The sequence below is a fragment of the Antrihabitans cavernicola genome (genome assembly GCF_008297975.1).
In the GTDB taxonomy this organism is placed as follows: Bacteria; Actinomycetota; Actinomycetes; order Mycobacteriales; family Mycobacteriaceae; genus Antrihabitans; species Antrihabitans cavernicola.
On record NZ_VLNY01000006.1, the window covers coordinates 13,896 to 37,735 of the forward strand.

25 protein-coding genes and 1 riboswitch are annotated in these 23,840 nt (G+C 65.0%); of the genes, 16 read left to right on the forward strand and 9 right to left on the reverse strand.

Features of this window, described 5'->3' with window-relative positions; all coding sequences use genetic code 11:
- Positions 1-4: 4 nt before the first annotated feature.
- Genes FOY51_RS14000 through FOY51_RS14010 form a run of 3 tightly spaced genes read right to left on the reverse strand, consistent with a single transcriptional unit; the run spans position 5 to position 4,673 of the window.
- The gene (locus FOY51_RS14000; RefSeq protein WP_149430874.1) at positions 5-2,317 is read right to left on the reverse strand and encodes a serine/threonine-protein kinase PknG; all 2,313 of its coding nucleotides are present in this window, start codon (positions 2,315-2,317) and stop codon (positions 5-7) included.
- A gap of 5 nt (positions 2,318-2,322) precedes the next feature.
- On the reverse strand, positions 2,323-3,333 hold the full coding sequence (locus FOY51_RS14005) for a glutamate ABC transporter substrate-binding protein (protein ID WP_235916321.1): 1,011 nt from the start codon (positions 3,331-3,333) through the stop codon (positions 2,323-2,325).
- A complete protein-coding gene (locus FOY51_RS14010; protein ID WP_149430875.1) occupies positions 3,330-4,673 on the reverse strand; it encodes a GlnX family signal transduction membrane protein in 1,344 nt (447 codons plus the stop codon). Before FOY51_RS14010 ends, FOY51_RS14005 begins: the two co-directional genes overlap by 4 nt.
- A 158-nt stretch (positions 4,674-4,831) precedes the next feature.
- Between FOY51_RS14010 and FOY51_RS14015 the strand changes: the two genes are divergently transcribed.
- On the forward strand, positions 4,832-5,518 hold the full coding sequence (locus FOY51_RS14015; RefSeq protein WP_149430876.1) for an NUDIX hydrolase: 687 nt from the start codon (positions 4,832-4,834) through the stop codon (positions 5,516-5,518).
- Positions 5,518-6,771, forward strand: coding sequence for a low temperature requirement protein A (locus FOY51_RS14020; protein ID WP_235916323.1), 1,254 nt, complete (start codon positions 5,518-5,520; stop codon positions 6,769-6,771). Before FOY51_RS14015 ends, FOY51_RS14020 begins: the two co-directional genes overlap by 1 nt.
- Here the strand turns inward: FOY51_RS14020 and FOY51_RS14025 are convergent.
- Complete coding sequence (locus tag FOY51_RS14025; protein WP_149430877.1) at positions 6,748-7,347, reverse strand: TetR/AcrR family transcriptional regulator; 600 nt, start codon at positions 7,345-7,347, stop codon at positions 6,748-6,750. The genes FOY51_RS14020 and FOY51_RS14025 overlap by 24 nt on opposite strands.
- 197 nt (positions 7,348-7,544) lie before the next feature.
- On the opposite strand from FOY51_RS14025, the gene FOY51_RS14030 reads away from it, so the two are divergent.
- Together FOY51_RS14030 and FOY51_RS14035 are read left to right on the forward strand one after the other, a co-directional pair.
- Complete coding sequence (locus FOY51_RS14030; RefSeq protein WP_235916325.1) at positions 7,545-8,564, forward strand: SDR family NAD(P)-dependent oxidoreductase; 1,020 nt, start codon at positions 7,545-7,547, stop codon at positions 8,562-8,564.
- A gap of 36 nt (positions 8,565-8,600) precedes the next feature.
- Entirely contained in the window at positions 8,601-9,425 is an 825-nt protein-coding gene (locus FOY51_RS14035) for an SDR family oxidoreductase (RefSeq protein ID WP_149430879.1), read from the forward strand.
- Here the strand turns inward: FOY51_RS14035 and thiE are convergent.
- Complete coding sequence (thiE, locus tag FOY51_RS14040) at positions 9,409-10,110, reverse strand: thiamine phosphate synthase (RefSeq protein WP_235916327.1); 702 nt, start codon at positions 10,108-10,110, stop codon at positions 9,409-9,411. The genes FOY51_RS14035 and thiE overlap by 17 nt on opposite strands.
- A 25-nt stretch (positions 10,111-10,135) precedes the next feature.
- Positions 10,136-10,242: riboswitch (TPP riboswitch) on the forward strand.
- On the opposite strand from thiE, the gene thiO reads away from it, so the two are divergent.
- The 3 genes from thiO (at position 10,238) to FOY51_RS14055 (ending at position 12,262) form a co-directional block, all read left to right on the forward strand.
- Positions 10,238-11,305: a glycine oxidase ThiO gene (thiO, locus tag FOY51_RS14045; protein ID WP_149430881.1), complete on the forward strand. Its 1,068-nt coding sequence runs from the start codon at positions 10,238-10,240 to the stop codon at positions 11,303-11,305. (Overlaps the previous riboswitch by 5 nt.)
- Positions 11,302-11,517 (forward strand): sulfur carrier protein ThiS, encoded by a 216-nt coding sequence (gene thiS, locus FOY51_RS14050; protein ID WP_149430882.1) that lies wholly within the window; start codon positions 11,302-11,304, stop codon positions 11,515-11,517. The genes thiO and thiS overlap by 4 nt, the downstream gene beginning before the upstream one ends.
- A complete protein-coding gene (locus tag FOY51_RS14055) occupies positions 11,510-12,262 on the forward strand; it encodes a thiazole synthase (RefSeq protein WP_149430883.1) in 753 nt (250 codons plus the stop codon). Before thiS ends, FOY51_RS14055 begins: the two co-directional genes overlap by 8 nt.
- An 8-nt stretch (positions 12,263-12,270) precedes the next feature.
- Here the strand turns inward: FOY51_RS14055 and FOY51_RS14060 are convergent, their stop codons facing one another.
- The gene (locus FOY51_RS14060; RefSeq protein ID WP_214633100.1) at positions 12,271-12,654 is read right to left on the reverse strand and encodes a hypothetical protein; all 384 of its coding nucleotides are present in this window, start codon (positions 12,652-12,654) and stop codon (positions 12,271-12,273) included.
- Positions 12,647-12,856 carry a helix-turn-helix transcriptional regulator gene (locus tag FOY51_RS14065; RefSeq protein WP_149430885.1) on the reverse strand — a complete coding sequence of 70 codons (210 nt, stop codon included), beginning with the start codon at positions 12,854-12,856 and terminating at the stop codon, positions 12,647-12,649. The genes FOY51_RS14060 and FOY51_RS14065 overlap by 8 nt, the downstream gene beginning before the upstream one ends.
- Before the next feature lie 138 nt (positions 12,857-12,994).
- Between FOY51_RS14065 and FOY51_RS14070 the strand changes: the two genes are divergently transcribed.
- The 4 genes from FOY51_RS14070 to FOY51_RS14085 all read left to right on the forward strand — a co-directional run bounded on the left by FOY51_RS14070 (position 12,995) and on the right by FOY51_RS14085 (position 17,152).
- Entirely contained in the window at positions 12,995-13,939 is a 945-nt protein-coding gene (locus FOY51_RS14070; protein WP_149430886.1) for an ABC transporter ATP-binding protein, read from the forward strand.
- Positions 13,939-14,709, forward strand: coding sequence for an ABC transporter permease (locus tag FOY51_RS14075; RefSeq protein ID WP_149430887.1), 771 nt, complete (start codon positions 13,939-13,941; stop codon positions 14,707-14,709). Before FOY51_RS14070 ends, FOY51_RS14075 begins: the two co-directional genes overlap by 1 nt.
- A gap of 93 nt (positions 14,710-14,802) precedes the next feature.
- Positions 14,803-16,257, forward strand: coding sequence for a M28 family metallopeptidase (locus tag FOY51_RS14080; protein ID WP_149430888.1), 1,455 nt, complete (start codon positions 14,803-14,805; stop codon positions 16,255-16,257).
- Between the two features lie 118 nt (positions 16,258-16,375).
- Positions 16,376-17,152, forward strand: coding sequence for an adenylate/guanylate cyclase domain-containing protein (locus FOY51_RS14085; protein ID WP_235916371.1), 777 nt, complete (start codon positions 16,376-16,378; stop codon positions 17,150-17,152).
- Here FOY51_RS14085 and thiD read toward each other — a convergent pair.
- The gene (gene thiD / locus FOY51_RS14090; RefSeq protein WP_149430890.1) at positions 17,139-18,014 is read right to left on the reverse strand and encodes a bifunctional hydroxymethylpyrimidine kinase/phosphomethylpyrimidine kinase; all 876 of its coding nucleotides are present in this window, start codon (positions 18,012-18,014) and stop codon (positions 17,139-17,141) included. The genes FOY51_RS14085 and thiD overlap by 14 nt on opposite strands.
- A 138-nt stretch (positions 18,015-18,152) precedes the next feature.
- On the opposite strand from thiD, the gene FOY51_RS14095 reads away from it, so the two are divergent.
- The 3 genes from FOY51_RS14095 (at position 18,153) to FOY51_RS14105 (ending at position 20,906) form a co-directional block, all read left to right on the forward strand.
- Complete coding sequence (locus FOY51_RS14095; RefSeq protein WP_149430891.1) at positions 18,153-18,509, forward strand: GNAT family N-acetyltransferase; 357 nt, start codon at positions 18,153-18,155, stop codon at positions 18,507-18,509.
- A 108-nt stretch (positions 18,510-18,617) separates the two neighbouring features.
- On the forward strand, positions 18,618-20,456 hold the full coding sequence (locus FOY51_RS14100) for an MFS transporter (RefSeq protein WP_149430892.1): 1,839 nt from the start codon (positions 18,618-18,620) through the stop codon (positions 20,454-20,456).
- Positions 20,457-20,906: a MarR family winged helix-turn-helix transcriptional regulator gene (locus FOY51_RS14105; protein ID WP_149430893.1), complete on the forward strand. Its 450-nt coding sequence runs from the start codon at positions 20,457-20,459 to the stop codon at positions 20,904-20,906.
- A 1-nt stretch (position 20,907) separates the two neighbouring features.
- Here FOY51_RS14105 and FOY51_RS14110 read toward each other — a convergent pair whose 3' ends face one another.
- A complete protein-coding gene (locus FOY51_RS14110) occupies positions 20,908-21,300 on the reverse strand; it encodes a MarR family winged helix-turn-helix transcriptional regulator (protein ID WP_149430894.1) in 393 nt (130 codons plus the stop codon).
- 41 nt (positions 21,301-21,341) lie between these two features.
- On the opposite strand from FOY51_RS14110, the gene FOY51_RS14115 reads away from it, so the two are divergent.
- Positions 21,342-23,147, forward strand: a complete 1,806-nt coding sequence (locus FOY51_RS14115) for a chloride channel protein (RefSeq protein ID WP_214633101.1) — start codon at positions 21,342-21,344, stop codon at positions 23,145-23,147.
- 20 nt (positions 23,148-23,167) lie between these two features.
- Positions 23,168-23,752, forward strand: a complete 585-nt coding sequence (locus FOY51_RS14120; RefSeq protein ID WP_149430895.1) for a dihydrofolate reductase family protein — start codon at positions 23,168-23,170, stop codon at positions 23,750-23,752.
- Positions 23,753-23,840: the final 88 nt, after the last annotated feature.

Here is a 23,840-nt window from a genome sequence, read left to right on the forward strand (position 1 = left end):
CGCGCTACAGCCAGGATTTCGGCCTGATGGCGTTGGCAAGATCTACCAATGCGTAGCGATGCCGGCGGCCGGGGGCGTTGCGGGCCAAGGCCCGCAGACCGTATTCGGTGCCGCCGCGCAGTCCGCGCTCGGTGAAGGGCACGCCGAGAATGGTCGTGTGCTCCGACTTTGCGCTGTTGCCCTCCTGCACCCAGGCAAGAGCGGTCGCGAGCACCATCGTGCGCATCTGCAGCGAGCGCCCCTCGTCCGACGGCAGCGCCTTGACGCGCATCGCAGCTTCGTCGAGGCATGCCTCGTCCAGCTCGTGCACACTGCGACTCGAGATCGGCGTCATGAGGGCGGTCATCCGTGCGACGTTGAAATGCCGTGAGGTCGGCGGGACTTCGTCGAGCGCCTCGACTGCGGCATCGCGATCGCCGCGCGCGGTCAGCTGCCGCGCCAAGCCGAAGGCGGCGCTGACCACGCCGTGATCGGTCCGCCACACCGTGCGGTAGTATCGCTCGGCGCAGCCGCGCCACTGTGCTGGATCAGTCGGATTGCTTTGCTGCAGAATCAGTTCCGCGGCGGCGGCAAGCGCCAGTTTCGGTGCGATCTCGCCGGGCAGCGCGTCGAGCACCGCGTCGAAGCGCGCGAAGGCATCCTCGAAATCTCCGTCGATCATCGACTGGAAACCGCGGTACCAGTCGGTGCGCCAGCTCAGTCCGGCTACGGCTTCGACCTTGGTGAGTACGTGAGCCGCATCCGACGATTCACCGAGATCCAGATGCGCCTTCACCTCGGCGAGGCTGATCTCGAGGTTGAACGGACGCGCACCTTCGCCGACCGCTTTGGGATCGGTGACCATCTTCGACCGCGCATGCCGGATCGAGTCGAGAGTCTGCCGTGGCTCGGCGTGCACCGCCGCCGCCAGCAGGGGCGCAAACGGATCGGCCGGATCGACAAGGGGGACAGGTAATGCCTGCGTCACCTCGAGGGCGTTGATGTTTCGGCTGCGTTCGATTCCGTCGACACAGGCATCAGTCTGGCCGACGAACTCGTCGGTGCCGAAGCTGGTGCGCTGCGGGCTGAACACCGTGGAGATCCAGGGGTGCTCCTCGCCGGAATCCTGCGCGAGGATATCGCGGAGCACGCCGGCGAGCTGGCCGGACACCTCGTGTGCCGAGCCGAAGCGACGGGCGGGATCGGTGTCGGTCGCTCGAAGCAGAAGTCGATGGTAGAACTCGTATTTCGCGAGGATGGGCGCCTGCTCCGCGGTGGGAATGCCGTCGACGTAGCGACCGTGCTCCATCGGCATGTCCAGCGACAGCACCGCAAGCGTGCGGCCGACCGTGTAGATGTCCGACGCCACCGTCGGACCGGTTTCGCTGACCTCGGGAGCCTGGAAGCCCTGCGTTCCGTAGAGATAACCGTAGGAGTCGATACCGGCAACGGCGCCGAGATCGATCAGCTTGAGCTGATCCTCGGTAACCATGATGTTGTCCGGCTTCAAGTCGTTGTAGACCAGACCGGTCGAATGCAGGTAGTCGAGCGCGGGCAGGATTTCGATGATGTACGCGATCGCGACATCGACCGGAATGCGTTGCGGCTTGGCCGAATCCAGCGCTTCCTTCAACGAATGGCCGCCGACGTACTCCATGACGATGTAGCCCATCGGCGTACCGTCGGCCGACGGGTAGTCGACGAAGTTGAAGATCTTGACGATGCTGGGATGCGCCACCTCGGCGAGGAACTGGCGCTCCGCGACCGCAACGGCCTGGGCTTCGGCATCGCCGGAATGCAGCAGCCCCTTCAGCACCACCCACCGATCGCTGACGTTGCGATCGATTGCGAGGTAGATCCAGCCGAGTCCGCCGTGCGCGATGCAGCCCTGCACCTCGTACTGCCCCGCGACCATCTCGCCCGGTTCGAGCAGCGGCCGAAAGTCGTAGGGCGCGCCGCAGTGCGGACAGGTTCCTGCCGGTTCGCCGGGCCCGTCGTCGGTGGTACGGCCGACCGGCTTGTTGCAGCGCCAGCAGAACCGTTTCCCCTCCGCGACAACAGGATTGGTCAGGACAGCTGTGCGCGGGTCGACCGGTGTGACAGTCGGGACCGCGACCAGACCGCCGCCGAGGCGTCGGACCGTCGGTCGCGATCTGGCGGTGCGCGTGCTCCGGCCGGACGAGCGGGCGGTCCCGATCGGATCCGACCGCGCAGTCCCTTCGGGATACACCTGCGGCGTCGCCTGCGTGCCGAGTTCTTCGCGGAAGCCGCCCGCGGTATCGACCTCGTCGCGAAGCGCGGCCTGGGTGCCGACCTCGTGGTCCTCTGCTTCGGCCATCGGGCTCAGTCCTGATACCGCGGCTGGGGTGGACCGGGTGACGGGCCGAGCACCGTCAACCAGTGGTCGTAGATCCGGTTCCACGTGCCGTCGTTGCGAATTCGATCGAGTGTGCCGTTGACGAAGCGCACCAAATCGTCGCTGCCCTTGCTGATTCCGATACCGTACGGCTCCGGGCTGATGCTGCCGCCGACCACGCGCGTGTAGGGATCTTGGGCGGCAAGTCCGGCGAGGATCGAGTCGTCGGTGCTGACCGCGTCCACCTGGCCCTGCTGAAGGACCACCAGGCAGTCCGCCCAGGACGGCACGGTGGTGATGCTTGCCGCAGGCTGAAACTGCTCGATGTGCTGCAACGACGTGGTGCCGTCGACGATGCAGACCCGTTTGCCCGCAAGGTCGGCGATATCGGTGATGCCGGAGTTGTCCAGCACCAAAATCCGCTGGTTCGCCTGGTAGTACACGGTCGAGAACGTAACCTTCTGTCGCCGTTGACAATTGATCGTCATGGTCTTGGCGACGATGTCCACGGTGTGCGCCTGCAGTGCGCTTTCACGATCAGCGGAACCGAGGATTCGATAGTCGACTTTCTCGGGATCGCCCAGCAGATCGCGTGCGATTTCCTTCGCGATCTCCACGTCGAAGCCTTGCACCGCGCCGGTCAGCGGATCGCGAAAGCTGAACAGATTGCTGCCCGTGTCCAAGCCGACGATCAGCCGACCACGCGCGCGGATGGCGTCGATACTCGGCCCGCGCGCGGGCTGATCGGATGCCGGGAACGGGCGCAGGCTCATCGTCGGATCGCCGCAGTCCGGGGCGGGCGTTGTCGACGTGGTTGCCGTGGGGATGGATTGCACAGCCCGGGCGGGCAGTGGGGGATCGGTGTAGCTGATCGACGCCGGATCAGCCGCTTCGATACCCGTCGAACCGGTCGTGCAGGCGACAGCGAGAAATGCCGTTGCAAGCGCGACAACGGCGCGCGCCACGGTCGCAGGCTTGCTCATCGGTACTCTGCTCATCTGTACTCCCGCAGCCGCGGCCACAGTCCGACGCCGACCAAGACGGCGGCTGCCGCAACGAGCAGCAACGAGCCGGGCGAGAGCACGTCGAGCACCTTCGACGCATGCGAGACATCAGCGCGCACGGAACTACGCGTCTGCGCGATGCCGACTTCCATGGCGTCGTCGAGTCGCGAGTACTGCACCATCGAATCCATTGCGCCCGGGCCGATCGCCACCTTCGACGCGCCGTCGTAATCCCCGGCCGCCAGCGTTGCGTTCATCCGCTTGTGCGACTGATCCCACAGGTCACGGGCCGAGTCGGCATCGACGACATTGCCGTTGCTGGTACCCAACTCGGTGAGGATCGAGCCGAGACGTTGGATATCGGCGTCGAACGCGGTGTCGTACACACCAGTGGTATCGCGGCGAACCAACTTCAACGTTTCGTCGGAGCGCGCCTGCTGAGCGACGATGCGCCCGGCGGTCAGCTGATCGAGGGGCTTGGTGCCTCGGTCGAGAGCGCGGTCGGTCGCGGACGCGGACAGCCAACCCGACGCCACTATCCACGCGAACAGCACTGCCATCGCCAGCGTGGCAACGACCAGCCCCGGATTGATCCGACGCCGCCATCGCCGCGCGAGGTAGAGCTGACCCAGAATCAGAAGAATCAGGGCCAGCGTCACCAACGACATCGCCCACCACGGTGCGTGGACGTACTGCTGCTGGATTTTCACGACCGCGGCCGACTGCTGCTTGCTCAGCGCCTCCGCCATCGGCAGCATCCGCGTCTGCATCAGATTCGACGCCTCGGCGAGGTACGCGGCGCCGACGGGATTGCCGATCCGATTGTTGGTCCGCGCCGTCTCCACCAGTCCGGTGTAGACCGGAAGCTGCGTGGCGACGCCGCTGAGCAGGCGTCGTGCCGGCGCGTCCGCGTCCTCGGTCCCGGCGGCGCCGCCCGCCAGCTCCGCGGACGCTTCGCCGATCGCCTGCGTGTATCGATCGCGCACGGCTTGTGGTTCGACGCCGCCGGAGATGAATGCCGTCGCGGCGGCGGCGTCGGCGATCGAGAGGGAACTGTAAAGCCGTTGGGCGGAGTTGGCGAAGGGTTCGGTCTGGTCGAGCAGGCCGTTGAGGGCCTGCTGCCGATCGCTGACCATCGCGGCGGTGACGGCGCCGGAGGTGAGGCACGCGATGATCAGGACAGCGCACAAGGCGATCAGGTGGGCGGGCGACGATCGGATGAATTCACGAACATCGGTCGGGTGCAGGTGGTCTCGCAGCAACGCCGCCGCGGCCTTCGGTGACAGATTGCCGAGGGTCGGCTCGACGGACCCGGCAGGCGGGGCGGTGATCACGGACACCTCCTGCTCGGCTCGGTTGATTTCGAACTTCTACGAACTGTTGCAAACGGAATTCTATTGTGGTCCCGCGCGCCTGGTTGCGGCAGCGAATACAGTCAATAGCGGCCGGGGTGTCGGCCGAGCCGGCGATGAGGGGCAGGTGTGGCAACGGGATGCGCGGTGACGGCGACGGCTGGTCCTGGAGCCCGGACGGAAGTAAGCACTGGGGCAAGCACGGTGCGGCGGGTCTGTTGTTGCGGGCTCCGCTCGAAGATGGGCGACCGGCTGTGCTGCTGCAACATCGAGCGTTCTGGAGCCATCAGGGTGGCACGTGGGCGCTGCCCGGTGGCGCTCGCGACAGTCACGAGACCACCATCCACGCCGCCGTCCGCGAGGCCGAGGAAGAGGCGGGCATCAGCGGTTCGCTGCTGCGCGTGCGTGCCGAACGGGTCACCCACCGAGCCGAAGGCGGTTGGAGCTACACCACGGTGATCGCCGATGCCGCGGCACCGCTGGCGACCGTGCGTAATCGCGAAAGTGCCGAGCTGCGCTGGGTTCCCGAAGACGACGTCGATGCCCTTCGCCTGCATCCCGGGTTCGCCGCGAGTTGGCCGCAACTCAAGACCTCACGATTGCAATTGATGCTCGACGGCGTTTCCGACCTTGCCGCACTCACTGCGGCGTTGCCCCGAACGATCGAACTGCCCGACGACGGCTTCGGTTGGCTGCCGTCCGTCGACGCCGCCGTCGACGCACCCGACGGAAGCGGCACAGCAACGGTACTGATCGGGGACACGGCAGACAGCGATCGTCGATCGTCGGTCGTGCTCACCATGGCGTTCGCCGATATCGTCTCCTGATGAATCAGCCGACGCCGGGGGCCGCTGCCCCGCACGGTAGACGTGCCATGACCGGTCGCGATCCGCACGAAGCTCATCGGGTCGCAACTCCGTTGGAATTGCTGTTCGACCTCACGTTCGTCATCGCATTCGGTGTTGCGGCATCCGAACTCGCGCACCTGCTCGCCGAAGGCCATTACTTCGCAGGGCTTTCCGGGTTCGCGTTCGCCGTGTTCGCCACCTGCTGGGCGTGGATCAACTTCAGCTGGTTCGCCTCGGCGTACGACACCGACGACTGGATCTACCGCGCGGCGACGATGGTGCAGATGATCGGCGTCATCATTCTTGCGCTGGGTATTCCGCAGCTTTACGAGTCGATCGACCAGGGCGAGCACGTCGACAACCGAATCGTGGTTGCCGGCTACGTGGTGATGCGCGTCGCGATGATCTTCCAATGGTTGCGTGCGGCCAAACAGAATCCGGAGCGCCGCAGGGCGTGCCTCACCTACGCCGGCGCGATCGGCATCGCGCAACTGGGCTGGATCGGCGCGCTCGTGGCGCACACGTCGGTGCCGGTGACCATTGTTCTCGTTCTGCTGCTGGCGTCCGTCGAGTTCGCGGGACCGTGGATTGTGGAGCGGCGCAAGGGTGAGACGCCCTGGCACGCACACCACATCGCCGAGCGCTACAGCTTGCTCGCGATCATCGCGCTCGGTGAGGGCGTGGTGGGGACGGTCGCGTCGTTGTCGGCGGTGATCGGCACGCAGGGCTGGACCACGGACGCCATCCTTGTCGGAATCGCTGGCACCGGGCTGACATTCGGAATCTGGTGGGTGTATTTCACGGTTCCGGTGGGCGAGATCTTGCATCGTCATCGGGACAGATCGTTCTTCTTCGGCTACATCCACATCGTGATCTTCGCTGCGATCGTGGCAACGGGCGCCGGACTGCATGTTGCCGCGTACTACATCGAGCACGAGGCGCACATCGGCTCGGTGGCTACGGTATCGAGCGTCGCCATTCCCGTCGGCGTCTACGTCGCAACAATTTTCGCGTTGTACGTCAGCATGGTCCGGGTCTTCGATGCGTTCCACACCCTGCTGTTGGTGGGCACTGCCGCGGTGCTGGGGATTGCTGTGGTGCTCGCGGCATCCGGGGTGTCGATGGCGGTCTGTTTGATCGTCGTCATGCTGGCACCGCTGGTCACCGTGGTCGGCTACGAGACGATCGGGCACCGTCACATGGCGGCATCACTGCTCGAGCAAAACGGCTGAGACCACGTCCACAACGGTCGGCGCGATCTCGCTCAGCCGATCGACGCGGCCTTGCTCGACCGACCTGACGATCAGCTCACCGATCCCGCCGACCAGCAGGGTGGCCGTGAGGTCGGACGGGACGCGCACGTTGGCGTCGAATTCGGAAGCGTGGACCGCGATGTCGCGGATCTGATTCGCGAGGATGTCCTGCACGCGCCTGCGCTCCGGTGATGTCGTCAACCCTGCCGCATGAATCGCGACGAACTGCGCGTACGTGAGATCGGGGCGCTCGGCGAGTACGCGCAGCAACGAATCGACGGCCGATGCGACGACGCTTCGTGCATTCTTCGAATCGGTGTCCATCACCGACAGACCGGCGAGCAACCGATCGCTCAGCGTCGAGTAGCACGCAATCATGCAGGCCTGCTTGTCGGTGAAGTGCTCGTAGAACGTCCGGCGAGAGACCCTCGCCTCGGCAACCACGTGGGCGATCGTCGTTGCTGGATAGCCCTTCTCGGCGACGACGGTGGCCATCGCATCGATCAGTCGCAGTCGAGCGTCGGTGCCGTTTCCTGGCACGTCCGGGTTTGTCATGTCCTGCCTTTCCGCCGATCTGGTACATCAGCGTACCCGAGCAACTTTTCAGCGTTGCGGGGCTCTGACCTGCGAATTGAGACACGCGCCACAACTGCTTGCGTGCTGGTACGTCTGCGTACCATCATTGTCGCTAAGCGGTACGTCACAGTACCGAGGCAAATGTGACCGCCATCCCACCCCGCTCAGGAGCAGCTGTGATCACCGAGACCTTCAACGCATTGACCGATCTGCCGATCGTTCGCGACATCGTCGGAACACCGACGGACTCGCTCGCAGGCAAGACGGTCGTCATCACCGGCGCGTCGTCGGGGATCGGCGCCGTCGCCGCGCAGAAGGTGGCCGCCGCGGGCGGTGTGCCCATCCTGGTTGCCCGCAGCAAGGACAAGCTGGAGAACGTGAAGGCCGCCATCGAGGCCGCGGGCGGGACCGCCTTCGCCTACTCGTGCGACGTCTCCGATGCGGACGCTGTCACCGAACTGGTCGAGACGTTGATTCGCGAGCACGAGAAGGTCGACATGCTCGTCAACAATGCGGGCCGCTCGATCCGTCGTTCGCTGAACCTGTCCTACGACCGGTTCCACGATTTCGAACGCACGATGGCCCTCAACTACTTCGGCGCCGTCCGGCTGATCATGGAACTGCTGCCGCACATGACCGAACGTGGCTTCGGACACATCGTCAACATCTCGTCGATCGGCGTGCAGACCAACACGCCACGCTTCGCTGCGTACGTCGCATCGAAGGCGGCACTCGACGCGTTCAGTCGTGTCGCGGCAAGCGAGGTGCACGGCGACGGAATCACCTTCACCACGGTGCACATGCCGTTGGTTCGGACGCCGATGATCGCTCCCACCTCGATGTACGACGCGTTCCCGACGCTGTCGCCCGACGAGGCCGCCAACCTGGTCCTTCGCGCGCTTGTCAAGCGTCCCAAGGAGATCGGGACACCGATGGGCACGCTCGGCGAACTGTCCTACACGCTCGCACCCAGCATCGTGGACGTCGTGCTGCACCGCGCCTACAAGGTGTTCCCGGATTCGCATGCGGCACAGGGTGTTACGCCCATTTCCGACGAGATCGCCAAGGCTGATGTCACCAAAGAAGGCGGACTGAGCACGCGCGCCCTCTCGACCGCGTCCGTCGTCATGGCCGACCAGCCGCTCTCACGCGCAGCCAAGCGCATGGTCCGACTGCTGCCCGGCATCCACTGGTAAACCATCCATCCACGCAGATTTCAGAAAGAGACAGTCATGAAAAATGTTGCAGGCAAGAAGATTCTGATCACCGGCGCCGCCATGGGCATGGGCAAGCTCTACGCCGAACTGGCCGTCGCCGAAGGCGCCGAAGCCGTGGTGTTGTGGGACATCAACGAAGCGGCGCTCGAGACCACGGTCGCCGAACTCACCGCTGCGGGCGGGTCGGTGACCGCGTACACGGTGGACGTATCCGATCGGACGCAGATCGAGAAGGCGGCCGCGCAGGTGCGTTCCGACATCGGCGACCCGGACATCGTCTTCAACAACGCGGGCGTCGTCCGCGGTAACGCGTACTTCTGGGAGACCGACAACACCCGCGACACCGAGTTCACGATGAAGATCAACTCGTTGGCGCCGATGTTCATCGCCCGCGAGTTTCTGCCGGGAATGATCGCGTCCGGCAACGAATCTCGGCTCATCAACGTCGCATCGGCCGCAGGCCTCACCGCGAACCCGCGGATGGCGTCGTACTGCGGATCCAAGTGGGCGACCGTCGGCTGGTCGGACTCGGTACGACTCGAATTGGAGCAGGCAGGCCACAAGCAGGTCAAGGTGACCACGGTGTGCCCGTACTACATCAGCACCGGCATGTTCGAGGGCGCGAAATCGGCTCCGCTGCTTCCCATTCTGAAGCCGAACGACGTGGTCGACGAGGTGTGGAAGCAGATGAAGAAGGGCACACCGTTCGTGGTACTGCCCAAGACGGTGCTGCTGTCGGAGGCCTTCAAAGGGATCCTGCCGACCGGCGTTCGTGACTTCGTCGCAGGACGGGTCCTCGGCGTCTACAAGACGATGGACGACTTCACTGGGCGGAAGTAGTCAGCACTCGCTTCAACGCACGGGCCGCGGCCTCCGGGTCGCGGGCCTGCGTGATCGCACGAACGACGACCACGCGTGTTGCCCCTGCCGCCAGCACCGACGGCAACCGCTCGAGGTCGATGCCGCCGATCGCGAACCACGGCTGCGTCGGTCCCGATTCGGCTGTGCTGGTGACCAGGTCGAGGCCGACGGCCGTGCGACCGGGCTTGGTCGGCGTCGCCCACAGCGGGCCCGTGCAGAAGTAGTCGGTCCCGTCCTCGATCGCCGCGAGATTGGCCTGGCCGCGGCTGTGCGTCGAGCGGCCGATCACCACGTCGTTGCCCAAGATCTGGCGGGCGTAATGCACCGGCAGATCGCCTTGGCCGAGGTGCAACACATCCGCACCCGCCGCCAACGCGATGTCTGCACGATCGTTGACGGCCAACAGCGCGCCGTGGCGTTGGGTTGCGGCCCGCAGTTCGGCGAGCGCACCCAATTCGGCCTTGGCGTCCAGCGGACCGTACTGCTGCTCGCCCGGCGAACCCTTGTCGCGGAGCTGGACGATGTCGACCCCGCCCGCCAGCGCGGCGTCGACGAACTTGGCGAGGTCGCCCTTTTCGCGTCGCGCGTCGGTGCACAGGTAGAGGCTGGCGGTGGCCAGGCGATCGCGCGGAGACGATCCCCTGCGAGAATGAGGCGAATGCACGGTTGCGACGGTAGCGGTTACCGTTGAAACACGACACGGGAGTCCTGCACTAGGGCTGAGAGGGGGCATACGCCCCGACCGTCAGAACTCGATCCGGATCATGCCGGCGCGGGGAGGTGGAATCGAAATGGGAACGTTGGCCGTAGTCGGCGGCGGTGTGATCGGGCTGTCGACGGCGTGGCGCGCTGCGGCCGCCGGGTGGCAGGTGACGCTGTTCGATTCGGCGGTCGGATCCGGTGCGTCCCGGGTGGCCGGTGGGATGCTCGCGCCGCTCTCGGAGGGTTGGCCCGGCGAGGAGCAACCGCTGGAACTTGGCGCTGCATCGCTGGTTCGCTGGCCAGACTTCGGTACGCGTCTGGGGTCGGTCTTCGCTGCCGAGGGTTCGTTGACCGTTGCACTCGACGCGGCGGATGCCGAAGACCTCCGCACGGTCGCCGAGTGGGTCGGGCGGCAGGGCTACGACCTGCGGTTGCTGAACCGAAGCGAGATTCGTGAGGTGGAACCGTCGCTCGGTCGCGGCGCTCGACTCGGCCTGCTGGCTCCCACCGAATTGGCCGTCGACAATCGCCGACTGCTGGACGCGTTGCGGAGCGCAGCGATCGCGAGCGGGGTGGAGTTCGTCGAGGAGGACGCTCGGGATCTCGATCTGCTGGCCGCCGATCAGGTGGTGCTGGCTGCGGGGGAGCGGTCGGCGCAGCTATGGCCGGGGCTTCCAGTTCGCCCCGTCAAAGGCGAGATTCTGCGGTTGCGTGCCCGGGCAGGCGTGACCCCGGCACCGACCCGGGTGGTGCGGGCTCGGGTGCACGGCAGGCCGATCTACCTGGTGCCGCGAGATGACGGAATCGTGGTCGGAGCGACGCAGTACGAGTCGGGTCACGACACCCAGGTCACGGTCGCGGGCGTGCGCGATCTCATCGCCGATGCCGAAACGCTGATGCCTGCGATCGGCGAATACGAGCTCGCCGAGGCCGCCGCTGGTCTGCGACCCATGAGCCCCGACAACCTGCCGCTGATCGGCAGACTGTCCGATCGCGTGATCGTCGCGACGGGGCACGGTCGCAACGGCATACTGTTGGCCCCGATCACCGCGGATGCGGTGCTGGCACTGCTGGACGGTTCGGCGTTGGTAGAGGCGAAGTCCGCAGATCCGCAGCGTTTTTCTTCGATAGCAGCAACGTCAGGAGCGTCGTCGTGACAACACCGGTTCGCATCGGCATCACGGTCAACGGTGAGGATCAGCTACTCACCGAGGAGATTTCGTTGCGACAACTGCTGGAGCGACTCGGGCTGCCCGAGCGAGGCATCGCGGTTGCCGTCGGCGGCGCGGTGTTCCCGAAGGCCAGATGGGACGAGTCGATCCAAAAGGGTTGGGACATCGACGTGTTGACGGCGGTGCAGGGTGGCTGAGCTGATCATTGCCGGTCGTAGCTTCGGCTCCCGCTTGATCATGGGCACCGGTGGCGCGGAAAACCTTGCGGTGCTGGAGGATGCGCTGGTTGCCTCGGGTACCGAGCTGACGACGGTGGCGATGCGGCGCGTGGATTCGGAGGGTCGTACCGGTGTGCTCGACTTGCTGGAGCGGCTGAAGATCGCGTTGTTGCCGAACACCGCGGGTTGTCGTGGCGCCGCCGAAGCAGTACTGACGGCGCGGCTCGCGCGCGAGGCGTTGGAGACCGACTGGGTGAAGCTCGAGGTGATCGCCGACGAGCGGACCCTGTTGCCCGATGCGATCGAGTTGATCAGCGCGGCGGAGCAACTGGTGGACGACGGCTTCACGGTCCTGCCGTACACCACCGACGACCCGGTGCTGGCGCGTCGGCTCGAAGACGCAGGCTGTGCGGCGGTGATGCCGCTGGGTTCGCCGATCGGCACCGGCCTCGGCATAGCGAACCCGCACAACATCGCGATGATCGTCGAAGCCGCCGGCGTGCCGGTGATTCTGGACGCCGGCATCGGGACGGCAAGCGATGCGACGCTGGCGATGGAACTAGGCTGCGACGCAGTGCTTCTCGCGACAGCGGTGACGCGATCGCGCAATCCGGCCCTGATGGCGTCGGCCATGGCAGCTGCCGTCCGTGCGGGCCACGATGCCCGTCATGCCGGTCGGATCCCGAAGCGCTTCTGGGCGCAGGCGTCGTCGCCGGACATTTGATCAGCGAACTAGCTCTGCCGCCGCAACAACGCGACCAATGCAACGAAGGTGACGGCTCCGGTCGCCAACAGCCAGAAGAACGGGCTGCCGGTGCCGCCGGATGCGAGATCGCCGACAAGGGCGCCGAACAGCGCGATGGTCAGCACTGCTCCGGTGCCTGCCAACGCTCGCTGGCCGATGGCGTTGAAGCGCTCGTCGGGTTCGTCGGTGAGTCCCGTGTACGTCTCGCTTCGCCGCCGCAGCAGGAACAATGCACCGCCGCATGCCGCCATGATCACGAGCATTACGACACCGACGATGGGTCTGCCGCCGACCACTGCGGAAACAAGACAGACGACACCTACGCCCACGAAGAAGGCAGGTATTGCCCGTCCTAGTGAGGTCTCATTCATGCGATTCCCTGTCTGCGACATCGAACATCTCCTCCACTGTGGTGTCGAAATAGCGGGCCAAGTGCACAGCGAGCGGCAGTGACGGCGTGTACCGCTCGGTCTCGATGGCATTGATCGTTTGCCGCGAAACGCCCAGTGCTGCACCGAGTTGGCCCTGAGACAACCCTCGAGACGACCGCAGTTCTCTGACTCGGCTTCGCACATGTTAAGCATGCTTGACAACGAGAGGCTGTGTCAAGTGCGCTTTCCACCCTCAGGGTCGCCGTCATCCTTAGGGATGACAACGAACGCGACTCCAGGTCGATGTGCTGCCTGATCGTTGTCATGGATGCTTACGCCCATGATCGAAGTGAAGGGACTCACCAAGCACTACGGCCCCACCAAGGCCGTGGAAGACCTGACGTTCACGGTGCCCCCGGGCCAAGTGACGGGCTTCCTCGGACCCAACGGCGCCGGAAAATCGACCACCATGCGGATGATCCTCGGATTGGACCGCCCGACCTCCGGTACTGCCTTGATCCAGGGGCAGACCTACCACGACCTGAAGAACCCGCTGCGTACCGTCGGCGCCTTGCTCGACGCCAAGTGGGTGCACCCCAACCGGTCTGCGCGTGCGCATCTGGAATGGATGGCAGCATCCAACGGCATCGCGAAATCCCGTGTGGACGAGGTGCTTCGACTCGTCGGCCTCGCCGACGTCGCGGGCAAGAACGCCGGCGGGTTCTCGCTCGGCATGTCGCAGCGGCTCGGTCTTGCTGGCGCATTGCTCGGTGACCCGCCGGTGCTGCTGTTCGACGAGCCGGTCAACGGCCTCGACCCCGAGGGCATTCTGTGGATCCGTCGCTTCATGCAGCGGCTCGCGAGCGAAGGTCGCACCGTTCTGGTGTCGAGCCACCTGCTCTCCGAAATGGCGCAGACCGCAGAGCATTTGGTGGTGATCGGGCGCGGCAAGCTGATCTCCGATTCCACAGTGCAGCAATTCATCGATCGATCGTCGGAATCGACTGTGCGAGTGCGCAGTCCGCAGCTGGACCAGCTGCGAAGCGTGCTCACCTCGCAGGGGCTCACGGTTCGCGAGGACGGCACGGCACTGGAGGGTCCGGCCCTCGTGGTGGTCGGATCGACGACGGACGCCATCGGCCAGGCCGCGGGCTCCAACGGAATCACGCTTCTCGAGCTTGCGGCACAACGCGGTTCGCTGGAAGAGGCATTCATGAAGCTGACCGGCGGCGACGTCCAGTACCACGGTGAAGGCGTCGAAGAAGTCATGGGAGGTGCGCTCTGATGGGCGTATTGGCAGCAGAACGCATCAAGTTCACCTCGGTCAAATCACCGTGGTGGTGCTCGCTCATCATCGTCATCCTGAGCCTCGGCTTGGCGGGTGTGATGGGTTGGGTCGGCAACCAGGCCGTCGAGCATCCTGACGACAGCGGCGGCTTTCCCGGCCTGACTCCAGATGTCGCCACCAGTGGCGTGTCCGGGTTCGGCATCATGGTTCTCACGATCATGGCCGCGTTGGTCGTCACCAGCGAATACCGCTTCGGCCTGATCCGGACGACGTTCCAGGCCACGCCGAAACGCAGTACCGTGCTGGTCGCCAAGGCGTTGATCGTCGGCGTGTACGGAGCCGTCCTCACCACCGTGTTGGCGTTCGCCGCGTTCTTCCTGAGCAAGGCGATCGCCAACGACCAGGCGGGCAAGTCGCTGGTCCTGTCCGGCGGCGCCGCATGGCGCGCGATCTACGGAATCCCGATCTACGCGTTCCTGTGCGTGGTCCTGGCCATCGCCGTCGGAGCCCTGCTGCGACAGTCGGCGGCTGCCATCGCACTGCTGCTGCTGTGGCCGCTGTTGATCGAAAACCTCTTCGGTCTGTTCGGCACGGTCGGCAAGAACATCCAGCCGTTCCTGCCGTTCCTCAACGGCAGCCACTTCCTCGGCAGTGACAGCAGCGTCGACTTCCACTGGGGGCCGTGGGGCAGCCTCGTCTACTTCGCAGTCTTCACCGGCGTGGTGTTCGGAGCAGCCGTTCTGGTGGTCAACAGGCGCGACGCCTGACCTGAACTCGGTCGGCCCGGTGCGGAATCCATCCGCGCCGGGTCGACTGTCGTTATGTCGCTATTGTGGGCGGACATACTCCGAGGGGGATCTATGAGACGTTCCGGACAATTGCTCTTTGTCGGACTTGCTGCCACTTTGGTGGCGTCCGGTTGCACGAGGACCACCGACGACTCCCAGACGACCGTCACGCCGGAGAAGTTGGCGTCCTCGATGACGACGGACGCGTTGGTCGGGCATCTGGAGAAGCTCGAATCCATCGCGAAGGACAACGGTGGAAACCGGTCGGTCGGCACCCCCGGATACGACCGGAGCGTCGACTACGTCGTCGGTCGTTTGAAGGACAAGGGCTTCGACGTCACGACGCCGGAGTTCGACGTCAAGAAGTTCGACATCAAGTCCGAAAGCCTGAAATCCGGCGATCGAAACTTCGAATTGCACACCCTCAGCTACTCACCGGCAACGCCGGTGAACGGTCTCACTGCCCGACTTGCCCCAGTTCCCGCCGACGACTCGCCCGGGTGCACCGCATCGGATTACGACGGCATCGATGCGCGCGGCGCCATCGCTCTGGTGCCGCGAGGTGTCTGCCCCTTCGTCGAGAAGCAGCGCGCGGCGGCCGAGCGTGGGGCCGCCGCGGTGATCATCGTCAACAACACCGACGGACCGCTCGGCGGAACCCTCGACGACAAGGACGTCGGCGCGATCCCGGTTGTGTCGGTGAGCACCGCGGACGGCCCGGCGTTGGCTGCGCTGCCCGAGGTGACCTTGGTGGTGGATGCGGCAACGACGCAGGTCAAGACCCGCAACATCATCGCGCAGACCAAGACCGGATCGACCGATGACGTGGTGATGGCGGGCGCCCATCTGGACAGCGTTCCGGAGGGTCCGGGTATCAACGACAACGGCACCGGAACAGCGGCGGTGCTGGAGACGGCACTGCAGCTCGGATCGAGCCCTGACCTGCGCAATGCCGTTCGATTCGCCTGGTGGGGTGGCGAGGAACTTGGACTGCTCGGTTCCACCGACTACGTCGCGAAGTTGAGCGATGCCGACCGCCTGAATATCGCGCTGTACATGAACTTCGACATGCTCGGTTCGCCCAATCCGGCCTACCTCACCTACGACGGGGACGACTCCGATCACCAGGGTGAGCCTGCGGGACCGAAGGGTTCGGCCGGAATCGAGCGGACGTTCAACGCATTTTTGTTGCAGAATGGCATCACACCCGAGGGGACCGACTTCGATGGACGCTCCGATTACGGCCCGTTCGTCGAGCACGGCATTCCATCGGGCGGGTTGTTCTCCGGTGCGGAAGAGAAGAAGACGCCCGAACAGGTTCAGCAATGGGGCGGCACGGCCGACCAAGCGTATGACGAGAATTACCACGCAGCCAGCGATATTTTGGCTAACGTGGATCGGGATGCTTTCACCAAGAACGCTGCGGCGGTCGCCTACGGCGTGGGGATGTACGCGAACTCGATCGGGGGACCCAATGGAGTACCCGGTAAATCCGAGCGCCCTGAGGCTCGCGACGCCGAAAAGTGAGCAGTCGAGTGACATAGGCCTGAGATATCCTCGAGACGTGACTGACAGACCCTCCGGTGGCGGCGACGTAGCGTCGAGCGCCACCTCCGGGAACGGGTCCGGCGGGCGTACCGAATCGATCACCGAATGGCTCGAGAACACCAACCGCAAGCCCCATGTCGTCGAAGCTATCCGCCGTGCCCGGTTGGCGCTGCCGGGTGATCCCGCGTTCGGCGATCCGCTCTCGACGGCGGGGCCGGGCAGTGCCCGGGCCGTCGCGCGAGCAGCGGACCGCATCGTGGGCGACGAACCGGGCGCTGCGCGGGAGATCCGACTCGGTGCGCTGCAGGTGTGGCAGGCCGCCCTCGAACGTGTAGGCCGCGGGAAGGGCACTCAGGAAGTCACGATCGTCTTCACCGATCTGGTGGCCTTCTCCAGTTGGTCGCTCGGCGTCGGCGACGAAGCCACGCTGGAGCTGCTGCGCGCGGTGGCCAAAGCGATCGAGCCGCCGATCGTCGAACGCAGCGGTCACGTGGTCAAGCGGATGGGCGACGGATTGATGGCCGTGTTCAGCTCGCCCGACCGCGCGGTGCAGGCCGTCGTCGCAGCTCGCCACAATCTCGAGAACGTCGAAGTTGCCGGATTCTCTCCGCAGATGCGCGTCGGCATCCACACGGGAACGCCGCGCGAGATCGGCGGCGACTGGCTGGGAGTCGACGTCACCATCGCGTCGCGGGTGATGGAGGCGGGCGGAAACGGCAACACGATGCTGTCCGCGAGCACGCTGCAGGCGCTGCACCATGACACCCTCGAGCAGCTCGGCCTGTCCGTGAAGCCTTACCGCCGTAGCTTTTTCGCGGCGCCGCTCAACGGCGTTCCGGAGGATCTGCGGATTTTCGGACTCAAGGAGAACTGAGTGGCCCTTCCGTCAACCGCCACAGCGGTGAGACAGGGCCGTGGCCCGCGCCCAGGTCGTACGCGGCCTGCAGGCAGCGCGTGACCCAGCCCTTGCCGAATTCGACGGCAGCCGGAACTGAGTACCCGTTGGCAAGGGCGCAGACGATCGCGGCGCCCAACGTATCGCCGCCGCCGTGATCGTTGCCCGTGTCGATGCGGGGCGAGGTGAATTCGAGGAACTTGTCGCCGTCGAACAGCAGATCGCGACTTTCCGCCGATGTGCGCAGATGGCCGCCCTTCACGAGCGACCATTGCGCGCCGAGTGCGTGCAGCGCCTCGGCCGCCTTACGGGCCGATGGGTCGTCGACCACGTCGATTCCGGTGATGAGCCTTACCTCGTCGAGATTGGGCGTCACGATCGTCGCGATGGGGATGAGCGATGTCCGCAGCGCATCGAGCGCGCTGGCATGCAGCAAGGGATCACCGTGCATCGATGCACAGACTGGATCGACAAGCAACGGGATCGGCCTTGCCTTTCCGATCCCGGCTTTTCCTATGCCCATTTCGCCACACACCTCGGTGACGGCTTCGATGATGGCCGTCGATGCGAGCATCCCGGTTTTGGCCGCACCGATGCCGATGTCGCCGACCACCGATCGAACCTGGCCCGCCACGATCTCCGGCGGTACCTCGTGGAATGCACTGACCCCGACCGAGTTCTGCACGGTCACCGCCGCGACCGCCACGCAGGCGTGCACCCCGCACATCGCCATGGTCCGCGAATCCGCCTGAATACCGGCCCCGCCACCGGAATCGGTGCCCGCGATCGTGAGGACGCGAACGGGTGTTTCTCCATCGGCGGTCAGCGGTAACAAGTTCACCCGGCGAGCCTAGTGACTGCGCTCGCGCAGGCGGCGGAGTGCCGGTGACCACGACAAATCCGGCAAGAAATTTCTCGGCAGCGCCGTTATAGTGGTGCAGGTCACAGTTGGATCACAGTCGCATCGTCAGGGGGCAGCATGTTGGCGAATTCTCCCTCCGCGGAAGTCAGCAACAATGCAGATCAGAACCGTTTCGAGCTTCGACTCAACGGCGATCTGGTCGGCATTCTCGCGTATTACGAATTCGACTCGGCGCCGAGTCGACGGCCCGGCCGGGTGACGGTCGTTTCGTTCATGCACACCGTCATCACCGAAGACTTCGGTCACCGCGGACTCGCGAGCGTCATGGTTCGCGGAGCCCTCGACCAGGCGCGGCGCTACGGCTGGAAGGTGCGTCCGGTCTGCTCCTATGTGCAGCGCTTCGTCGGCGAACACCCCGAATATCGCGATGTGGTGCTGCCGTCGGAGGACCGGCCGGAGCGGATCGCCCGGTAAACGGGTGACTGTGTTCGATCTCGCACATTTTCGATACAACATAGTTAGCAATTAACAACTAACATTCCTGGGGTTGATGTATTTCTCATTTCCCCAGGAGCTTCCGACGTGACAACCGAGCACCCCGACGCCGCACCGGTAGACGCGGGCGACGTCCAGACGATTCGACGCCGGCTGCGCGTCGATCACGATCACCCGCATTACAAGTGGATCGCGCTCACCAACACGACGCTGGGCATTCTGCTCGTGACGATCAACTCGTCGATCGTCATCATTTCGCTACCCGCGATTTTCCGCGGCATTCATTTGAACCCGCTCGCGCCCGGCAACGTCAGCTATCTGCTGTGGATGCTGATGGGCTTCCTGCTTGCGTCGGCAGTGTTGGTGGTGATGTTCGGCAGGCTCGGCGACATGCTCGGCCGAGTCAAGGTCTACAACCAAGGCTTCATGGTCTTCACGATTTCCGCGATCGCACTGTCGATCGATCCGTTCGATCAGGGCGGCGGCGCGCTGTGGATGATCGGTTGGCGCGTGGTGCAGGGCATCGGCGGTGCCATGTTGATGGCGAACTCGACCGCAATTCTCACCGACGCCTTCCCGTCGAATCAGCGCGGAATGGCGTTGGGTATCAACCAGGTTGCCGCGGTCGGCGGTTCGTTCCTCGGCCTGATCATCGGTGGTGTGCTGTCCGAATGGGACTGGCGCGCGGTGTTCTGGGTGAGTGTCCCGATCAGCATTCTCGGCACCGTCTGGTCCTACAAGTCGTTGCACGAACTCGGTCAGCGCAGCCCCGGCAAGCTCGATCTCGGCGGCACCATCTCGTTCGCCGTCGGCCTGACGGCCTTGCTTGCAGGCATCACCTACGGCATTCAGCCCTACGGCGACTCCTCCACCGGCTGGAGCAACCCGTGGGTGCTTGCAGGCGTCATCGGCGGAATCGCCGTGCTGGTGCTGTTCTGCGTCATCGAATCCAAGGTGGAGCAGCCGATGTTCCACCTCGGATTGTTCAAGATCCGCGCGTTCGGTCTCGGTAACTTCGCTGGGCTGATGGCGTCCGTCGGCCGCGGTGGCCTGCAATTCATGCTGATCATCTGGCTGCAGGGCATCTGGTTGCCGCTGCACGGCTTCAGCTATGAATCGACACCGCTGTGGGCGGGTATCTACCTGCTGCCCTTGACGGTGGGATTCCTTGCGGCAGGACCGATCTCGGGTTGGCTGTCCGATCATTACGGTGCCCGGCCGTTCGCTGTCGGTGGCCTGGTGATCGTCGGCATCACGTTCGTGTTGTTGCTGCTCATCCCCGTCGATTTCAACTACTGGCTGTTCGCGGGGATCGTGTTCCTCAACGGCGTCGGCTCGGGCCTGTTCTCCTCGCCCAACACCGCGGCGATCATGTCGAGCGTCCCGGCGAACCAGCGCGGCGCAGCGTCAGGCATGCGCGGCACGCTGTTCAACGGCGGCACCGCGTTGTCGATCGGCATCTTCTTCTCGCTGATGATCGTCGGCTTGTCGAACACGCTGCCCGGCGCGATGAACTCGGGTCTGACCGCGCAGGGCGTCTCGGCGGGCACCGCGCAGTCCGTTGCCGACCTGCCACCGGTCGGCAGCCTGTTCGCCGCGTTCCTCGGCTTCAATCCGATCCAGGAACTGCTCGGCTCCAGCGGCGAACTGAACAATCCCGGCGTCAACCGAGACGTGCTCACCGGTCAGCAGTTCTTCCCGCACCTGATCTCCGGCCCCTTCCACTCCGGGCTCATCGTGGTGTTCGTCGCTGCCGCGATCATGATGTTCCTCGGCGCGATCGCCCAGTTCATGGCGGGCGGGAAGTACGTCCACGACGAGGCGCAGGAACTGGCCGACGCCGACCGCGCAGGTATCACCGACGGCGGCTCGGCCACCGACGGTGGTTCACTGGAGGCACCGGCAACCGTGGGAGTGAAAACGTAGATGGCTCGACCCGCAGCGAACGAAGTCGACGAGCTGGCACTCAGTGAGGCCGCAGAGCTCTATCTGAGCCTGGGCAGGATCATGCGTGCACTGCGCAGGGCTGGCGACGCAGGCTCGCTCAGCTCCGGCGCGGGATCCGCGCTGGCGACGCTTGCGAGGTCGGGTCCCCAGCGCCTCGGGGATCTCGCCGCTGCGGAGCGAGTCACGCCGCCGACGATGTCGCGGATCGTGGCGTCGCTGGAGCGGTCCGGTCATGTGATGCGGACGCCGGATCCCAACGACAAACGAGCCAGCGAATTGAGCGCCACCGAGCAGGGGCGGTCACTGGTGAACGGCCTGACGTCGGAGCGGATCCAGCACCTCGCGAACGTTCTGGATCGGCTGGACCCCGAGCAGCGCGATGCCGCCGCCGCCGGTTTGAATGCGCTGGAGATCGCGCTCGACGACTGAACTACAGGTCGCCGAGCAGCGGGCCGAGCCTGCGCAGTTCTTCGAGATGCACCGCGGTGAGTGCGTGCAGCACGTCGTTTCCCTTGTGGGTCAACAACAGTCGTACGCGGCGATGATCGTCGGGGTCGCGCGCTCGGTCTACCAAGCCGAGCGCATGGGTCCTGTCGACCAGCTCGCCCGCGGTGTGTGACTTGATGAGCAGCGCGTCGGCAACGTCCCCGATGGTGGGACCGCCTGCGTCTGCGTGTCCGCGGATCGCGAGCAGCAGTTGGTGTTGCGAATGGGTGAGGCCATGGTCGTGCGCCGCCGCACGACTCCATTGATCGAAGCGGCGCAACTTCGTTCGGAACTCCAGCAGGTGCCGGTACTGATTGTCGGTTGGCACGGCTTTCATCGTAATATGTCGTAACACGATAGATTTACGAGAGGCCTGCAGTGTCCATTCGCACCGACCGAGTTCGCGATGTTCGCCACCTCGGCGACTTCACGACGACCCCTCGGATGCTGCTCATCACAGCGCTCGCTCTCCCGGTGGGAGCGGTGGCCGCGCTGGCTGCCTGGGCCTTGCTTCGGCTGATCGGCCTGATCACCAATGCCGTTTTCTACCAACGGGTATCGACCGAACTGGTCGCTCCCGGTGGCGGACACCACGCGTGGTGGCTGGTGTTGTTCGCGCCGGTGATCGGCGGTCTGGTGGTCGGCCTGATGGCGCGCTACGGCTCGGAAAAGATCCGCGGGCACGGCATGCCCGAGGCGATCGAGGCAATCCTGCTCGGCGGCAGCAAGGTCGCACCGCGGGTGGCGGTGCTGAAGCCGGTGTCGTCCGCGGTCGCGATCGGTACCGGCGGACCGTTCGGCGCCGAGGGCCCGATCATCATGACCGGTGGTGCACTCGGCTCGTTGTTCGCGCAGTTTCTGCACCTGACCGCCGACGAACGCAAGACGCTGCTGGTCGCCGGTTCGACCGCGGGTATGGCGGCGACCTTCAACTCGCCCCTCGCGGCGATCGTGCTGGCCGTGGAACTGCTGCTTTTCGAGTGGCGGCCGCGCAGCCTGATTCCGGTTGCGGCGGCGGTGTGCGTCGCGACGATCATTCGCGCTCCGCTGCTCGGTTCGGGCGCAATCTTTCTGTCGGACAATCGAATCGACCTGCACCTGTCCGTCTATGTGCTGTGCGTCGTCTCCGGTGTGCTGTCCGCGCTGCTGGCCCTGATCGCGACGATCCTGGTGTACGCATCGGAGGATGCGTTTCGCCGACTGCCGATCCATTGGATGTGGTGGCCTGCGATCGGAGGTGTGGTGATCGGGATCGGCGGGCTGTTCGTGCCGCAGGCACTCGGTGTCGGCTACGACGTGATCGACGCCGAACTCACCGGATCCATCGGGCTCGGCCTGGTGGTCGGCATTCTCGTGGTGAAGACGCTGATCTGGTCGATATCGCTGGGCTCCGGCACCTCGGGTGGCGTGCTCGCGCCGATGTTCATGATCGGCGGCGCGCTGGGATCGTTGGAGGCGCAGATCTTTCCGACCGTCGGCCACGGGTTCTGGGCCCTGATCGCGTTGGCAGGTGTGCTCGGCGGCGTGATGCGATCGCCGTTCACCGGTGTGGTGTTCGCGCTGGAACTCACTCACTGCTGGGACGCGATCCTTCCGCTCATCATCGGTGCCATGACCGCGTGCGGTGTGTCGGTGCTGGTTCTGAAGCGGTCGGTGCTGACCGAGAAGATCGCGCGCCGCGGATATCACCTGACGCGCGAATACGATGTGGACCCGTTGGAGATCCTGTTCGTCAGCGAGGTGATGAGTACGGACATCGTCGAATTCACCGACGCGGTGCCGGTCCGGGACGCTCTCGATTCGCTCGGTTCCGCGCACGACGACGGCGACGGGTGGCGCCAGCGGCTGTATCCGGTGGTCGACGAGGGCGGCGCCGTGCTGGGCGTCGTCACCCGATTGGCGTTGCTGCGCGCGGGTAACGAGGGCGATGGGTCGACCCGCATGGCGGAGATCATGGTGGACCCCATTGCGACAACGCATTCCGACCAGAATCTGCGGCATGTTGCCGAGCTGATGTCGGTGCTCGAGGTCAGCCGCGTGCTGGTGGTCGATCGTGACGACGTTTCCCGAGTGGTCGGGGTGGTGTCGCTGACGCAACTGTTAGCGGGTCGGCAGCGCGACCAGCAGGAAGCGCGCGATCGGGAGCGGGTGCTGCGCGTGCGGTTGGTGCGCTCCGCCGACTAGCGTGTGTGGAGGAGGCTGACATGGCAACACTTTCGGTGGTCAACAGTATGACGCTCGACGGCGTGATCCAGGCACCTGCGCAGGCAGACGAGGACCCGAGCAATGGATTCACGCACGGTGGCTGGGCTGCCCCGTATGCCGACACGAAGATGATGGAGGCGATGGGTGCCGGCGTCGCTGGAGATGGCGTGCTCCTGATCGGTCGGCGCACGTACGACGACTTCGCCGCGGCATGGCCGAAAGCGCCCGCCGACAACCCGTTCACGAAGGCGATGCACGACTATCGGAAGTACGTCGTGTCGAGCACGCTCACCGAGCCGCTCGAGTGGCACAACTCGACGCTGCTGGCCGGTGACGCGATCGGGGCAGTTGCTCGGTTGAAAGACCAACTCTCCGGCAACATCACCATTCTCGGCAGCGGAACGTTGATCCGATCACTCTTGCCGCACAACCTGATCGACACGCTCACGCTGCTCATCCACCCGCTGGTACTCGGTGCTGGAATCCGGATGTTCGACGACGACTCGTTCGCGCGCCTGAACCTGACCAAATCGACGATCACCGATACCGGCGTAGTGATCGCGACCTACGAGCCTGCGGCGTAGCCGAAAGGGTATCGATTGCGCATTCGGTACCGAATTACGATAGCGAAGAACGGTTCCCGACCGAGATCGAAAGGTACCGATTGCGCAA